Here is a 14,862-nt window from a genome sequence, read left to right on the forward strand (position 1 = left end):
CGTGAACGGACAAAAGAGCAGGCCCTTTCGGCACAACACCGATCTGGGACAAAACTTTCTCGTCGATCCCTCTGTTTTGCAATTTATCCTCGAGGCATCGGCACCGGGACCGGAGGAGACGATCCTCGAAATCGGTGCCGGCCAGGGCGTTCTGACGCGCCAGCTGGCTCTCTCCGGCTGCCGTCGGCTCTACTCGCTCGAAATTGACAGGAGGCTCGAAGGTGATCTGGCAACCCTCGAAAAAGCCTTTTCCAACCTCAAGGTCTTCTGGGGCGACGCCGTCACCTTCGACTACGAAAGCAACTTCCCCGATCCCCCGCAAAAGGTGATCGCCAATATCCCCTATCACATCACGACGCCTTTGATCTGGAAACTTCTCGAGGATCTGGCCCCGAGAGGGCTCCGCTATCTTCTGCTCATGGTTCAGAAAGAGGCTGCCGATCGACTCACCTCGCCGGCGGGGACGAAAATGCGTTATCCGCTGGGGGTAACGCTGGAGCTGATGGGACATGCCCGACGGCTGCGCCGCGTGCCGCCCGGAGCCTTTCGCCCTGCACCCCGCGTCGATTCGGCTCTCATCGAGATCGGAATCGACAGACGCCAGGACCTCGCCGGCGATCGCTCATGGCGCCGCCTTCTGAAGGCGGCCTTTGGACAGAGGCGAAAGACTCTGGCCAACAACCTCGGCGCCTCTTTCAGCCTGTCTCGCGAGCCCCTCCTCTCCCTTTTCTCCGACCTCGGCATGGACGGGAAAATCCGCGCAGAAGAACTGGACGGCGATCAGTGGCTGCGGCTCGCTCAGAGGCTGACTCCCTGGCTTCCTCCTTCGAGGTGACCCGTTGAGTCCTCGCTCGAACCGAGGCGACCGGGCATGACGACACAAAGGGGAGAAGGACGATGTCCTTCTCCCCTTTGTGTCGTGAGGATTGAGGCTTAAAGATGGAATCGACCGAGCGGTCAGCCCTCGACGCTCTCCTTGAGGGCCTTCCCTGCCTTGAAAACGGGAACTTTCTTGGCCGGTATCTCGATGATCTTATCGGAATCCTGAGGATTCCGACCTTGCCGCGCGGCACGCTCGCGAACCTCAAAGGTTCCGAAACCGACGAGCTGCACCTTTCCGCCCTCGGCCAGCTCCTGCTGAATCGCCTCAAAGACGGCCTCGACGGCCTCAGCGGCGGCTTTCTTGCTCATTTCGGTCTTCTTTGCCACGGCATTGACGAGTTCTGTCTTGGTCACTCCTGTCCACCTCCTGTTCAGAATGTCCGAAGCCGATGACGAGCGGCTTTGACATCGTCTCCGTCACATTATTACCCGCTCAAACTGACCCGGTCAAGCCGTAGAGGCCGCCGAAGGTCTTTTTTTCCTCCAGAAGAGCCGAAGGGGCGTCCCCTCGAAGGTCTCCATCTTCCGGAGTTGCCTGATGACGTACCTTTCAAAGGCCACCGTCACAAGAGAGGGGTCGTTGACGAAGAAGACGAAGGTGGGCGGCGTCACCGATACCTGGGCCAGATAGGAGATGCGGAGATAACGTCCTTTGCCGTCGCCGGGCATCCGCTCAAAGGCGAGAATATCCCGAAGCATCTCGTTGAGCCGTGAGGTGACGATTCTCCGGCACCGATTTTCCTGGACACGGCAGATGGCCTCGGGAAGACGACCTACGGACCGCCCACTCAGAGCAGAAACGAAGACGACGGGCGCATGATCGACGAAGGAAAGCTCCTCCCGGATTTTTTTGAGCAGCTTGGGGCCGAAAGAGGGATCTTTCGAGACGAGGTCCCATTTGTTGACGACGAGGACCAACCCTCTTCCCTGTTCGACGATGTGTCCGGCCAGACGTTTGTCCTGATCGGTGGCGACTTCCGTCCCCTCCATGACGAGAAGGACGACGTCGGAGCGATCGATGGCCTGAAAGGTCCGCACCGTCGAATAGTATTCCAGGCGGGAATCGATGCGACTTTTACGTCTCAGACCAGCCGTATCGACGAAGCGGAAGCGGCGATCGTCTCTGACGACGACGCTGTCGACGACATCTCGAGTCGTCCCCGGAATGTCGCTCACAAGAGAGCGATCGGAACCGGTCAGTTCATTGAGGATGCTCGACTTGCCCACGTTGGGACGTCCGACGAGGGCGACACGGATCTCGTCTTCCGCGTCGAGGCTTTCCTGCCGGGGAAGGCGTTCTTCGATCATTTCCAGGAGAGTGCTGATGTTGCGGTTGTGCTCGGCGCTGACGGGAATGGCCTCTTCGAATCCCAGCTCGAAGACGTCGTAATAGGCCTCGTCGTGTTTGGGATCGTCGATCTTGTTGGCCACGACGAGGACGGGCCTCTCGCTGCGACGGAGCGTCATGGCCACCTCCCGGTCGAGGGCATTGATTCCGCCGCGGCCGTCGACGACGAAAAGAACCAGATCGCTTTCGGCCAGGGCGAGGTGGACCTGACGACGAACGCTTTCGGCGAAGGGACGTTCGCTGTTCTCCTCCTCCAGGCCTCCCGTGTCGACAAGGTAGAACTGGCCTCTGTCCGTCGTGATCGGAGCGTAGAGGCGATCACGCGTTACGCCGGGCAAGTCGTCGACGATGGCCAGACGTTGGCCGGCGATGCGGTTGAAAAGGGAGGACTTGCCGACGTTAGGGCGTCCGATGATCGATACGATAGCCATGAGAACAACACCTCTTTAACTTTCAGTCGGTCCAGACTCGAATTTTGGGGAAACCCCGTCGAGATCGTCCAATGTCAAAAAAAGGCTCCACCGCCTCTCTGCAGAGGGCGAGCCGCTGACAGCTCAACCATAGCGGGGCCTGAGGTGAGTCTCCCTCGAGAGGGTCCAGTCCCCCGGCCCGAAGAGCCGCAAGAAGGGCCTCCCTTTGCCCTCCCCCGTCGATCTCGACAAGGACGGCGAAGGGGGGAAGCTCGAGCGAGCGTCGCTCCTCCAGTTCCCCGGCCCAGAAAAGGCCCCACCCTCCCCTCAAACCCTGCTGCCACCCGACTCCGGGGCATCGCGACTGGAGTACGACGCGACGGGACAGTCCGTCGGGACCTCTCCAGCAGGACTCCCAGATCATCCTGAAGGCATGGTGCCTCGCGTCGAAAAAGGGCCTTCGGGCCTCTCCATCGACGTCGATCCATCCGACAAGGGCAACACCCCCCTCGTCACAAAGGGAAAGGGCGCCGCGCGAACCCACGACGACACCTCCGCGAACCAGGTCCCGTTTCAGATCGGAGCGACGTTTTTTCGTCTGCCCCAGATCGGCGTGCCAGAGCCGAACGGGGAACGCTTCGCCCGTGACGGCGGTCGCCAGAGAGGCCAGGGCCTCCAGTCCCGGCCTGTTGCCCTGAAGGAGACCTCCTCCGCAGCGGGGGCATCGGTCGGGGAGAGGCTGACGTTCGCGGCAGGTCGGACATTGAAGCAACCCTCCGCAGAGACGACAGGGAGTTCCACAGCGGCGGCAGAGCAGGGCTGAACCGCACTCCTCACAGGCCACCTCCGCGGCATAGCCCTTCCGATCGAGAATCCAGAGGGCTTTTTTCCCCGCATTGACGACGGCAAGCGTCTCCTCGATCAGAACCTCGCTCAGCTTCAGGGGATCGCGCAACCCGGGCAGGACAGCCCCCGGGGCGTTTTTGACGTCGACAAAGCGGATTTTGCCCTTGGAAGGACGGGGGGAAGGAGGCTTCCTGCTTCGGTAAAGCCGCGCGGAAGGGAGACTGCCTCCCAGGACGAGACGGGCCTCGGCAAGTTGAGCCCGTCGGGCGGCGACACTTCGAGCGTTGAAAAAAGGCGTCCCGAGACTCTGGTAGCTGCTATGCCCCTCCTCTTCCACGATAACGAGGGAGAGATCCTGCAACGGGGCGAAGAGGGCCGACGGCGATCCGACGACGATGCGGACCTCGCCCCTGCGAAGACGCTGCCAATCCTCCCAACGTTTCTTTCCCGCCTGATGGGACCAGAGGAGGACCTCCGGCCGAAGGGACTCGGGCAAAGTCTCCCAGAAACGGCGGGCCGAGAGCTGCTCCGGAAAGAGGACGAGGCCTTCTCCGGCGTGAGCCGTGATCTCATCCCGATAGCTCGACCAACGCCGCCCTTCGTCGACGTCGAAAAGAAGCCTCTCGGAGAAGGCCCTTGGCCTTCTCTCCGGGAGGGAGGGGCAGGCGCAGGGCTCGCCTCGAAGCAAAGGGGCGGGGGAGAGAAGAGCCAGCGTCGCTCCCAAGCCGCAGAGAGAGCGGCCGCAGAGCCAGAGAGCCAGCTGCCAGAGTTCCTCGCCCAAAGGCGGAACATCATCGACGATCCGCTCGAGAGACCGGAGGTCCACTCCGCAGGGCGGATTGACGGAGGTGCGGGCAAAGCCGACGCGTTTCCCCCTGCCCATGGGAACGACGACGCGAACGCCCTCCTGCACGTTTCTCGGCGAAAGGTAGGTCAGGGGATTCCACCAGGGACCGGGGAGAAAGACGTCGACGAAATGGCCCGTCATCTCCCCTGGAGAGTCTCCAGATGGTCCCAGAGAGCCCAGGCGACCTCCTCTTTGGAGCCGGACCGCTCCAACCGTCCTCCACAACGGTCGTAGATGACGACGCGGTTGTCGACGGAGGCAAAGCCTGTCCCGGGCACCGTGATATCGTTGGCGACGATGACATCGAGTTTTTTGCGCTCCATCTTGGCACGGGCGTGAAGGTCGAGAGCTTCCGTTTCGGCGGCGAAGCCGACGAGGAGCTGACCGGGCCTCTTCCTGTCTCCCAATTCCGCGGCGATGTCGGGGTTCTGAACGAGGCGAAGCTCGAGCCACTCCCTGTCGCCACGTTTGATTTTGTTCGGCGCCCGTTCGTCGACGCGGAAATCGCCGACGGCGGCGGCTTTGACGATGATGTCAGCCGCCTCGAACCGTTCCAGGACGGCCTGACGCATCTCCAAAGCCGAGGTGACGGGACAAAGACGGATGCCCGGAGGGATCTCAGCCGTCGTCGGCCCCGCCACGACGGTAACCTCCGCCCCTCTGTACCAGGCCGCCTTGGCTATGGCAAAGCCCATCCGTCCCGTGCTCGGGTTGCCGATGTAGCGCACGGGGTCGATGAACTCCCATGTCGGTCCCGCCGTGACGAGGACCTTTTTGCCGGCCAGGTCCTTCCTCGGAGCCAGAGCCTTCCAGAGCGTCTCGACGATAATCTCCGTCTCGGGAAGACGCCCCTTCCCCTCGTAGCCGCAGGCGAGAAAACCCGACTGAGGATCGATGATTCCGTAGCCGAGGCCACAACATTTTTCGACGTTGGCCGCCGTGGCGGGGTGATCCCACATCTTGACGTTCATGGCCGGGAAGAGGAGCACGGGAGCCCGCGTCGCCAGGAGAGAGGCGGCGATGAGGCCATCAGCCGCTCCAGATGCGGCCTTCTGCAACATCGACGCCGTGCAGGGGGCGACGAGGACGGCTTCAGCCCAATCGGCAAGGCTGATGTGGGGAATCTTCCACCCCTCCTCACGGGAGAGCAGGTCCGCCTCGACCCAGCAGCGCCTGCCTGCCAGAGTGGAAAGGACGAGGGGACTCACCATCGTCGCAGCAGCGGACGTGAGGACCACCTCGACATCACAGTCGGCCTTGCGGAGAGCCCGGACCAGATCGGGAGTCTTGTAGGCGGCGATGCCTCCCGTAACGGCCAGGAGAAGGCGTCGTCTACTCTTCCAGGGAAGCATCGGGAACTTCCCTGGCCCCGAGGGCCTCGGCATCGATCTCAAGGGTGACATCAACCTGGAACTGCCCGTCGGCGACGTCGCCCACGGCGGCATTGATGCACCGCCCGCTCGTCTCGTCGATGAGAGCGCGATTGTGAAGCTCGCTGAGCTGACGTGCCCGCATGGAGATGACCTGAGCCAGGACGTATTTATCGGGTATCTGTGTCGTTTTCAGAATCGCTTCAAGGTCGTGGAAAATCATGGGAATACCTCCTCAAAAAACTCGTCTTTCAGGCGCTGCGATAACTCAGGATCAGAGCTTTCAATTCCTGAAGGGCTTTCTCCAGATCGTCATTGACGACGACGTGATCGTAGATCTCGGCAACGGCCATCTCCTTTTCCGCGTTTTTCAGCCTCAAGGAGAGGCTTGCCTCATCTTCCGTGCCCCTGGAACGAAGGCGACGTTCCAGCTCTTCCCCCGAAGGAGGGCGGACGAAAAGGAGAACCGCCTCGGCAAGACGCCTTTTGACCTGCCGGGCTCCCTGCACATCGATTTCGAGGACGACATCGCGGCCTGACTGGAGTTCCCTCAGGACATCCTCTCTCAACGTGCCGTAGCGATGGCCGTGGACACAGGCTTCCTCGAGAAAAGCGTCGGCTTCGACGAGGTCATGAAAGGCCTCGGGGGAGAGAAAACGGTAGTCGAGGCCATCGATCTCCCCGGGACGCGGTAGACGGGTCGTGCAGGAAATGGAGTAGACCAGATCGGGCAGAGCCTGAAAGAGGGCCTTGCGCAACGTGCCCTTTCCCGCCCCGCTGGGGCCGGAAAGGATGAAAAGACGCCCGCGGCTCACGGCCTATTCCTCATCGTCCGATCCCTCGTAGCGGTGGGCTACCGTCTCAGGCTGAACGGCAGAAAGGATGAGATGATCGCTGTCGGTGATGAGGATGGCCCGCGTCTTGCGGCCCTGCGTGGCGTCGACGAGCTTTCCCGAGTCTCGGGCCTCCTCCTTCAATCGTTTGATGGGCGCAGAAGCGGGGCTGATGATGGCGACGATCCGATCGGCGACGACCATGTTGCCAAAACCGATATGGACCAATCTTCCCGTCATGGCCGTCACTCGACGTTCTGGATCTGCTCTCGGATCCGTTCGAGAAGGGCTTTCATCTCGACTACGGTCCATCGGATGGCGGTGTCGGATATTTTTGAACCCATGGTGTTGACTTCACGGTTCATTTCCTGGACGAGGAAATCGAGTTTCCTTCCGTGAGGTCCCTCTCCTGCGACGAAGGAACGAAATTTCTGCAGGTGGCTTTTGCTCCTCGAAATCTCTTCGGAGATGTCCCAGCGGTCGCTGAGGAGGACGATTTCCTGTGCCAGACGCCCCTCGTCGATAGTCGCTCCCGAAAGGACCTCATCAAGGCGTTCGGCGATTCGACTCCGCAGCGCCTTGAGGGCTTCGTCGCGAGCCTGATCCCAGAGAGTCGCGACCTTATCCAGCTCGATCCCGAAAAGGTCGAGCTGGACCCCGATGTCGTCGAACAGATCCCTGCCCTCCTGGATCCGCATGGTTTGCCATTGGGAGACGGCCTCCGCCAAAGCCTCGCCGAGAGCGTCGAGAAGCTCCTGCCGGAGGTCTTCGCCCAATCCCCCCTCCTGCCCCGCCACTCCGGGCAGAGACAGAAGCCCTTCCAGAGAGAAGGTTCCCTCTCTCCCCAGACGGGAAGCAAGCGCTTCCAATTGGTGGAGGTACCCCTCAAGGGCAGCGACATTGAGAGGCATCACGCGAAACTCCGAGTTCCAGAGGACATCCAGGCGCAGAAGCGTCTTGCCTCTGCTGTAGGTCTCCCGCAACTTCTGCTGGATCGGAGGCTCGAGAAAGGCCAGGTCGCGGGGGACGCGGAGCGAGACCTCCTGGTAGCGGTGATTGACGCTGGAAATTTCGGTGACCAACGATCCCCAGTAACGATCAACCTTAGCCCGGCCGAAACCGGTCATGCTTCTGAACACGTTCCACCCTCCCCTTCTCTTTCCGGAAACAGCACTCGTTCGAGGAGTCGGAGCAACTCGTCCTGCCCCCAGCCCTCCTTGGCCGAAAGAGGCACCACCTGATCGCCCCGACCGCGCAGCCGCATCAGATGTCGCTCCACCGACGAGGTTTCGGCCTTGTCGACTTTGTTCAGGGCAATGACGACGGGAACGGAGGCCGCCTCGATGGCCTCAAGGGTCGATTCCACCGTCTCCAAAGTATCGTTGAGCCTCTCGTCTGAAACATCGAGCACGACAAGGAGAAGATCGGCCCCCGCGACTTCCTCCAGAGTAGCTCGGAAGGCGGCGACCAATCCGGGTGGCAGGCGACGGATGAATCCTACCGTATCGGAGACGAGAACGGTCTCCCCCAGGGGGAGACGGACGCGCCTTACGGAGGGATCGAGCGTCGCGAAAAGACGGTCCTGCCCGACAAGACCCGCATCATGGCTCAGTCGCTGCAGAAGGGTCGTTTTGCCGCTGTTGGTGTAGCCCACGAGGGCCACAGTGAAAAGGCCGACTCGACGGCGCCTTTTGCGCTGGCTTTCCCGCCTTTTGCGCACCTCGTCCAGTTTTCGCTGGATTTCCTTGACTCTGCGCTCCAGCTTGCGGCGGTGCTTTTCAAACTCCGTCTCGCCGGGACCGCGGGTGCCGATTCCACCTCCGGTACGGGACATCTGGGCTCCGAACCCTCGAAGCTGGGGAAGTTCGTAGCGGGCCCGAGCCAGCTCCACCTGAAGTTTGGCCTCCGCCGTGTGGGCCCGGGAATCGAATATCTTCATGATGACCAGAGGCCAGTCCCAGACCTCAAGCTTCATCAACTTCTGCAGCTCCACTCTCTGCCCCGGCCCCAGATCATCGACACAGACAAGAAGGGTCGCTCCCATTTCCAGGGCGGCCAGACCGATTTCCTCGGCCTTTCCCGACCCGATGAAGGTCGTCGCATCGGGTCGGACCCTTCTTTGAGAGAAGACGTCGAGAACGTCGATGTCCAGGTTATCCAGAAGAAGGCGGAGCTCCTCTACGGCCAAATGCCAGGAATCGTCGTCTCCAGGCTTTTGAAGCCCGAAGACGGCGGCCTGTCGCCTATGGATGATCATCGGCACCTCCCGCCATGGAACTCTGCAACGATAGAAGCTCCCTTTCGAGGCGACGGAGCAGGGCCTGACGCCGCTCCTTCTCGCTTCCCTCGGGCAGGAGCTCGGCAGCCCGCAGCGGAGAGCCGAAACGGAGGCGGATCTTGACGGGACGAGGGAAAGGGGCTCCGCCGGGCAGGGCCTCGTAGCTGCCGGATATGAAGGCCGGGATGACGGGCAGACCGGTCTTGACGGCCAGAAGAGCCACCCCCCCTTCGAGCCCCTTCAGGCGCCCGTCCCGGGAACGGGTCCCCTCGGGGAACAGGATCACGCTCTCGGAGGCCTCCAGTCTCGCCAAGGTCAGTCGAAGGACGGCTGCCGCGCCCTGACGGTCGGAGCGCGGAACGGGAACGGCTCCCAGAGCTCGAATGAGCGGGCCGAGAAGAGGGATGCGGAAAAGCTCCTCCTTGGCCATGAAACGAAGCCTTCTGGGACAGGCTGCACCGATGACAACGGGATCGAGATTGCTGCAATGATTGGCGGCGACGATAAAGGCACCCCGGCGGGGCACCTCGTCGACGGCCTCGATGGAAAGCCGGTTGTAAAGACGAAGCCAGAGAAGGCAGGAGTATTTGACGCAACCGTAAAGGAGCGCTCTAAACATCGCCGAGCCTCCCGGAAAGGTCAAGTTTCATCAGGCCACAGAGATGAGAGAGGACCTCCTCGACGGAAAGATCCGTCGTGTCGACGAGAAAAGCCCCCTCGGCCTCTCTCAGGGGAGCCAGAGTCCGATCGGAGTCGATCCGATCCCGCCGAATCACCTGAAAAAGGACTTCCTCGCAGGTTAGAGTTTCTCCCCTGTCGACAAGCTCTCTCCAGCGACGACGAGCCCGCTCCTCGGGCGAGGCGGAGAGGAAGATCTTGACGTCGGCCTCGGGGAAGACGACGGTTCCCATGTCCCGTCCGTCGGCGACAAGGGGCCCTAGGCGGGACTGGGAGCGCTGGAGGTCGAGGAGGCTTTCTCTGACGGGGCCCAGAGCGGCGTAACGGCTCACGATGGAATCGACGCGAGGCGTACGTATTCTGTCCGTGACATCTTCGTCGCCGAGGAAGACGCGCTCGCCGCGAAGGGATACGGTCAGCTCCGCCAAGGCACATCGCAGAGGCTCTCCTTCTTCAGGAGGAACAGACCGGCCATCGAGGTAAAAGGCGATGGCCCGATAGAGGGCCCCCGTATCCAGGTAGGATGCCCCGATTTTCCTGGCAAGAAGGCGGGCTATGGTGCTTTTGCCCGATCCGGCGGGACCGTCGATGGCGACGACAAAGGGTGACGGCGCCATCAGGCGTCCTCGGCGGGAAGCTCTTCATCGAGAGAGGTGATGCAGTCCACCAGCTCTCCCAAGAGGCTCTCGGGGTCGGGAATGGCCAGTCGCTCCAGAGCCGCCTCGGATAGCGGGTACTGAAGACCGTCGGCCCCCAGGCCGGCGCCGAGCATGAGCGTCATGACATTGGCGACATGAACGACATCAAGGAGAAGACGCTCTTCAGACGAGGCTTCCTCCGGCAGGGATTCGGGATCATGGTGGTAGCGGGCCACGGCGACGAAACTGTCCGGAAGCTGCCACTGTTCGATGAGTTGGGCGCCGACTTCGGCATGGTCGAAGCCGAGAACTTCCCTCTCGGCTTCCATGAAAGGAACCTGCTCCTCTTCGACCATCCGCACGATGAGACCGTAGCCGAAGCGGATGTAATCGTTGAGGACGATTTTCCCGATGTCGTGAAGCATTCCGGCGATGTAGGCTTCTTCGGGATCGATGATCTTCTTTCCCGTGATTTTCTCCACGATATGACGAGAGGAGACGGCCACGGCCAGCGAATGATGCCAAAGATCGCCCCTGTCGAGAGCATAGCCCGCCAGAGGCTTGTCCATGTGCTGAAAGACGGAGGCAGCCAGGACAAGGCTCTTGACCGTCCGGTACCCCAGATAGGGAATCGCCTCGGTGACGCTCGAGACGCGCCTCGGCATGCCGTAATAAGCCGAGTTGGCCAGCTTCAGCACCCTCAGGACCAGGCCTTCGTCCCGGGAGAGCCGATCGGCCACATCAGCGGCGCTGCTTTTGGGATCATCCAGTTTCTTCAGAGTCTGGAGGACCATCTGAGGCAGAGAGGGAATATCCTTGACACGGCTGACGATTCTTTGGCGAATCAATCCACGGGTTCTGTCATCCAAGGATGCCACGGTGCCCACCTCCCGAATTCGGGGTCATCTTCACACGATACCACCAGACTTAATCATCTGCCACAGGTTGGAACCATCGACTTCAAGAAAATCGCCGAGGCGAAGGTGTTCCAGCACCAGCCCTCCGATGGCGCAACGGCGCAGGGAAAGGACGCGGAAGCCTAGCTGCTCCGCCATGCGCCGGATTTCCCTCTTCAACCCCTCGTTGAGAGAGAGGGAAAGCCCTCTATCCTCCTCCGGCAGGCGCTCGACGGCATGGGGAACGACGAGTCTCCCGTCGAGACGAAGGCCGCGACGCCACCGAGACAGAAGGAGATCGGGCAGAGCCCTGTCGAGACGGACCTCGTATCTCTTGACGACGCCGAAGCGGGGATGAAGAATCCGATGGGCGAAGTCGCCGTCGTTGGTCATCAGCAGGAGCCCCTCGCTTTCCCTGTCCAACCGCCCCACAGGAAAGGGCCTGCGCCCGGCAAAAACCTCCGGGAGAAGATCGACGACGGTCCGGTCGAAAGGATCCGAAACGGCACAGACGACGCCTCGCGGCTTATTCAGGGCCAGATAGAGCGAGTCCAGGGGAAAGAGAGAACGTCCGTCGAAGGTGACACGGCTACCCTCGACGACTCGTTCTCCCGGAGAATGGGCCCTTTGTCCATCGACGCAGACCCTCCCCGAAAAAATCAGGGTTTCAACGTTCCGCCTCGACCCGAGTCCACAGCGGGCGAGATAACGGTTGAGGCGCTCCCCCTCAATCTCCGTCGTCATCGCCCAAGACCTCCTCGAGATCGTCCAGACAGGGAAGGGCCGAAACGGATTCGAGACCGAAAACCTCGAGGAATCGGGCCGTCGTCCTGTACAACAGGGGGTTTCCCGTTCCCTTTTTGCGCCCGGCGATCCGGATCAGGCCGTAACGCAGAAGCGTGTCGAGAACGCGATCGCAACGGACGCCTCGAATCTCCTCGATCTCCGATCGCGTCACGGGCTGGCTGTAGGCGACGACGGAAAGGGATTCCAGAGCGGCCTTGCTCAGACGGACCCGCTGGCTCTGGGCCGTCTCTCGGAAGGCAGCTACAGCCTCCTCGACGGAGGGACTTGTAGCCAGCACCCATCCCCCGCCGATGGAGAGAAGGCAGAGCCCGTGACCCTGACCGTAATGACGGCGCAGACGTTCCAGAGAGGCTTCTGCGCCAGCCGTCGAGAGGGCGGCCGCAGAAGCCAGCTCCCGCGTCGAGACAGGCTCGACGGCGACGAATAGAAGAGCCTCGATGACGGCATCGGACGGCTCAAGAGAGGACACGGCAGACCTGCACATCGCCGAGGACCTCCTTCTGGGCCAGAGAAACCCGACCCAAGCGAGACAGCTCCAGAAGAGCCAAAAGGGTGACGATGAGATTGATGCGACCTCTCTCGTGGCGGAGGATCCGGGCAAGGGGCAACCCGGTCTCCTCCGTGGAGAGGGAGAAAAGGATCTCCTCCATGCGCCGTTCGACTTGGACCTCCTCAGGGATCGCCTCGGGAATCCCCTCGTCATGGCTTTCATCGTGACGGGAGGATTCCGATCCGTCCTGGGCCTGACGGCGCTGAAAGATCTCCAGGGTCCGCCACCAGAGCAGAGAAAGCCCCCAAAGATCGCCCAGATCATAGAGAGGGGGACCTTCTTCGGGCGGACGGAGGAAAGACCTCTGCCTTTGGGCCTGAAGGCGGAAAAGGAAGGAGGCCGCCTTGCGGTAAGGGCGATAACGCTCCAGAAGGGCTCGCAACGTCTCCTCGTCGGCTCCGTCGTCTCTCTCGTCGAGGATTTCCTCCTTGGGTCTGGGGAAAAGGGCCTGCACTTTACCCAGGAGAAGACGGGCCGCCAAAGAGAGGAACTCGGCGGCCCTGGAGAGAGAAACCTCGCGGGAACGGACCAGAAAAGCCGCATAGCGGTGAACAACATCGCCCAGGGGAACGGAGGAGGCCTCTATTTCCCTCGTCTCGACGAGGAGGCAGAGCAGATCGAGAGGACCTGAAAACCCCTCGAAATCGACGTCAAACGAAGGGGTCACCGGAGAAGCCCCAGAGCCTCCCTGACAGCCGCCATCGTCTCACGGGCGACCTTGCGGGCCTTTTCGGCACCGTGATGGAGCACCTCGTCAAGCAGCTCCGGCCGGCCCTCGTAGTGACGGCGCCGCTCCTGAATCGGAGCCAGATAACGCTCGACATGGGAGAAGAGTCTCTTTTTGCAGTCGATACAGCCGATGGCGGCCGAGCGACAGCCCGAAGCGAGTTCCTCTCTCTCCCCCCCGTCAGGGTTGAAGACGCGATGCAGGTCCCAGACGGGACACTTGTCGGGATCTCCGGGATCGGAGCGCCTCTCTCTGGCCGGGTCCGTCTTCATCGTCCGCATCTTCTGCCAGATCTCGGGCAGTTCGTCGGAAATGTTGATGCTGTTGCCGTAGGACTTGCTCATTTTTCTTCCATCCGTGCCGGGAACCTTGGGCGTCGGCGTCAGCAACGTCTCCGGTTCCGGGAAGATGGGACCGTAGAAATAGTTGAAGCGCCTGGCGATCTCTCTGGTGATCTCCAGGTGAGCCGACTGATCTTCACCGACGGGGACCTTCTCCGACCGGTAGAGAAGGATATCGGCCGCCATGAGGACAGGATAGCCGAGAAAGGCGTAGGTCCCCAGATCCTTGTTCTGAAGGTTGAGGATCTGCTCCTTGTAGGTCGGACACCTCTCCAGCCATCCGAGAGGCGTGATCATGCCCAGGGCGAGGGCCAGTTCGGCGTGCTCGACGACATGGGATTGGATGAAGATGGAACTCCTCTCGGGATCGATTCCCGATCCGAGCCAATCGAGGAGCACCTCCCGACAATTTTCCCCGAGGCGACTCGTGTCGGCGTAATCCGACATGAGAGCATGCCAGTCGACGATTCCGTAGTAGCAGTCATAGTCGTCCTGAAGACGGGTCCAGTTCGTCAGGGCACCGGCCAGATGACCGATGTGGAGCTTGCCCGTGGGGCGCATACCGCTGAACACACGATTCATAAACCATCACCTCTGTCATGAAAGAAAGGGAACACCGTTCCGAAAGGGACGGGAAGGGCGCGATCATCGGAGACGGCGACGTCACAGCCCATACGGGACGCCAACCCCCGGGCAAGGGCGGGAAGGGAGACGCGCTCCATCTCCCCGTGATCGATGACGGCAAGGGCAAGACCTTCGGCCAGAATGGCCTCCACCTGATGATACTTCACGTCGGCCGTCACAAAAAGGTCCGCGCCGCCGATCGACGCTTCGAGATAAAGATCGGCGCCCGAGCCGCCGCAGAGGGCCAGCGATCGGATCGGCTTCAGGGGCCCGTAGTAGTGGACCCAGGACAGCCGCCAGACGCGACGAAGCCGGTCGAGGATGGCCTGGGGCTCCTCCGGAGAGACGAGATTTCCCAGGACGCCGACGCCCCATGAATCGTCCGGCCCCCTCCGGAGGGGGCGAAGATCGGAAAGCCCCAGGGAGCGGGCCAGGATGACGTTGACGCCGTCAGGGGCGTTATCCCAGTTCGTATGGGCCGCCAAGAGGGCGACTCGGGCCTGAAGGGCCGAGGCGGCGACTCTCAGGGAAGGCGTGGAAAAATCGAGACGCCTGACGGGCGAAAAGAGAAGCGGGTGATGGGAGAGAAGCAGCGTTCGCCCCTCCGCAACGGCTCGCCGCACGGCCTCTTCCGTCACGTCGAGAACAACCATGGGGCTCTTTACCTCCCAGGAAGGATGACCGACGAGGAGTCCCACATTGTCCCACGCCTCGGCCCAACGCGCAGGAAGCCACTCTTCAAGGACTCTCTCCACCTCGGAGACCTTCAAGGGAATCCCTCCTCCCA

Annotated in this window: 18 protein-coding genes; 1 reads left to right on the forward strand and 17 read right to left on the reverse strand. The window is 61.6% G+C overall.

Features of this window, described 5'->3' with window-relative positions:
- The first annotated feature begins 1 nt into the window (after nucleotide 1).
- On the forward strand, nucleotides 2-835 hold the full coding sequence (gene rsmA, locus KAR29_RS03195) for a 16S rRNA (adenine(1518)-N(6)/adenine(1519)-N(6))-dimethyltransferase RsmA (RefSeq protein WP_274374195.1): 834 nt from the start codon (nucleotides 2-4) through the stop codon (nucleotides 833-835).
- Between the two features lie 122 nt (nucleotides 836-957).
- On the opposite strand, the gene KAR29_RS03200 is transcribed toward rsmA, so the two are convergent.
- The 17 genes from KAR29_RS03200 to KAR29_RS03280 all read right to left on the reverse strand — a co-directional run bounded on the left by KAR29_RS03200 (nucleotide 958) and on the right by KAR29_RS03280 (nucleotide 14,845).
- Nucleotides 958-1,236: an HU family DNA-binding protein gene (locus KAR29_RS03200; RefSeq protein WP_274374196.1), complete on the reverse strand. Its 279-nt coding sequence runs from the start codon at nucleotides 1,234-1,236 to the stop codon at nucleotides 958-960.
- Nucleotides 1,237-1,329: 93 nt separating this feature from the next.
- Nucleotides 1,330-2,661, reverse strand: coding sequence for a ribosome biogenesis GTPase Der (der, locus tag KAR29_RS03205; protein ID WP_274374197.1), 1,332 nt, complete (start codon nucleotides 2,659-2,661; stop codon nucleotides 1,330-1,332).
- Between the two features lie 22 nt (nucleotides 2,662-2,683).
- Entirely contained in the window at nucleotides 2,684-4,474 is a 1,791-nt protein-coding gene (locus tag KAR29_RS03210) for a primosomal protein N' family DNA-binding protein (RefSeq protein ID WP_274374198.1), read from the reverse strand.
- Nucleotides 4,471-5,685: a bifunctional phosphopantothenoylcysteine decarboxylase/phosphopantothenate--cysteine ligase CoaBC gene (gene coaBC / locus KAR29_RS03215; protein WP_274374199.1), complete on the reverse strand. Its 1,215-nt coding sequence runs from the start codon at nucleotides 5,683-5,685 to the stop codon at nucleotides 4,471-4,473. The genes KAR29_RS03210 and coaBC overlap by 4 nt, the downstream gene beginning before the upstream one ends.
- Nucleotides 5,666-5,926: a DNA-directed RNA polymerase subunit omega gene (locus tag KAR29_RS03220; RefSeq protein ID WP_274374200.1), complete on the reverse strand. Its 261-nt coding sequence runs from the start codon at nucleotides 5,924-5,926 to the stop codon at nucleotides 5,666-5,668. The genes coaBC and KAR29_RS03220 overlap by 20 nt, the downstream gene beginning before the upstream one ends.
- Nucleotides 5,927-5,954: 28 nt before the next feature.
- Entirely contained in the window at nucleotides 5,955-6,518 is a 564-nt protein-coding gene (gene gmk / locus KAR29_RS03225; protein ID WP_274374201.1) for a guanylate kinase, read from the reverse strand.
- Between the two features lie 3 nt (nucleotides 6,519-6,521).
- A complete protein-coding gene (locus tag KAR29_RS03230) occupies nucleotides 6,522-6,776 on the reverse strand; it encodes a DUF370 domain-containing protein (protein ID WP_274374202.1) in 255 nt (84 codons plus the stop codon).
- A gap of 5 nt (nucleotides 6,777-6,781) precedes the next feature.
- Nucleotides 6,782-7,675, reverse strand: a complete 894-nt coding sequence (locus KAR29_RS03235) for a YicC/YloC family endoribonuclease (protein ID WP_274374203.1) — start codon at nucleotides 7,673-7,675, stop codon at nucleotides 6,782-6,784.
- A complete protein-coding gene (hflX, locus tag KAR29_RS03240; RefSeq protein ID WP_274374204.1) occupies nucleotides 7,660-8,793 on the reverse strand; it encodes a GTPase HflX in 1,134 nt (377 codons plus the stop codon). Before hflX ends, KAR29_RS03235 begins: the two co-directional genes overlap by 16 nt.
- Entirely contained in the window at nucleotides 8,780-9,433 is a 654-nt protein-coding gene (locus tag KAR29_RS03245) for a lysophospholipid acyltransferase family protein (protein WP_274374205.1), read from the reverse strand. Before KAR29_RS03245 ends, hflX begins: the two co-directional genes overlap by 14 nt.
- Entirely contained in the window at nucleotides 9,426-10,109 is a 684-nt protein-coding gene (gene cmk, locus KAR29_RS03250; protein WP_274374206.1) for a (d)CMP kinase, read from the reverse strand. Before cmk ends, KAR29_RS03245 begins: the two co-directional genes overlap by 8 nt.
- Nucleotides 10,109-11,008, reverse strand: a complete 900-nt coding sequence (locus KAR29_RS03255; protein WP_274374207.1) for an HDOD domain-containing protein — start codon at nucleotides 11,006-11,008, stop codon at nucleotides 10,109-10,111. Before KAR29_RS03255 ends, cmk begins: the two co-directional genes overlap by 1 nt.
- Before the next feature lie 30 nt (nucleotides 11,009-11,038).
- Nucleotides 11,039-11,770 carry a pseudouridine synthase gene (locus tag KAR29_RS03260; protein WP_274374208.1) on the reverse strand — a complete coding sequence of 244 codons (732 nt, stop codon included), beginning with the start codon at nucleotides 11,768-11,770 and terminating at the stop codon, nucleotides 11,039-11,041.
- Nucleotides 11,754-12,317 carry an SMC-Scp complex subunit ScpB gene (scpB, locus tag KAR29_RS03265; protein ID WP_274374209.1) on the reverse strand — a complete coding sequence of 188 codons (564 nt, stop codon included), beginning with the start codon at nucleotides 12,315-12,317 and terminating at the stop codon, nucleotides 11,754-11,756. The genes KAR29_RS03260 and scpB overlap by 17 nt, the downstream gene beginning before the upstream one ends.
- Nucleotides 12,289-13,050, reverse strand: coding sequence for a segregation and condensation protein A (locus KAR29_RS03270; protein WP_274374210.1), 762 nt, complete (start codon nucleotides 13,048-13,050; stop codon nucleotides 12,289-12,291). Before KAR29_RS03270 ends, scpB begins: the two co-directional genes overlap by 29 nt.
- Complete coding sequence (gene trpS / locus KAR29_RS03275; RefSeq protein WP_274374211.1) at nucleotides 13,047-14,033, reverse strand: tryptophan--tRNA ligase; 987 nt, start codon at nucleotides 14,031-14,033, stop codon at nucleotides 13,047-13,049. Before trpS ends, KAR29_RS03270 begins: the two co-directional genes overlap by 4 nt.
- Nucleotides 14,030-14,845 (reverse strand): Nif3-like dinuclear metal center hexameric protein, encoded by an 816-nt coding sequence (locus tag KAR29_RS03280; protein ID WP_274374212.1) that lies wholly within the window; start codon nucleotides 14,843-14,845, stop codon nucleotides 14,030-14,032. The genes trpS and KAR29_RS03280 overlap by 4 nt, the downstream gene beginning before the upstream one ends.
- Nucleotides 14,846-14,862: the final 17 nt, after the last annotated feature.

This window comes from Aminithiophilus ramosus (genome assembly GCF_018069705.1).
Lineage (GTDB): Bacteria > Synergistota > Synergistia > Synergistales > Aminithiophilaceae > Aminithiophilus > Aminithiophilus ramosus.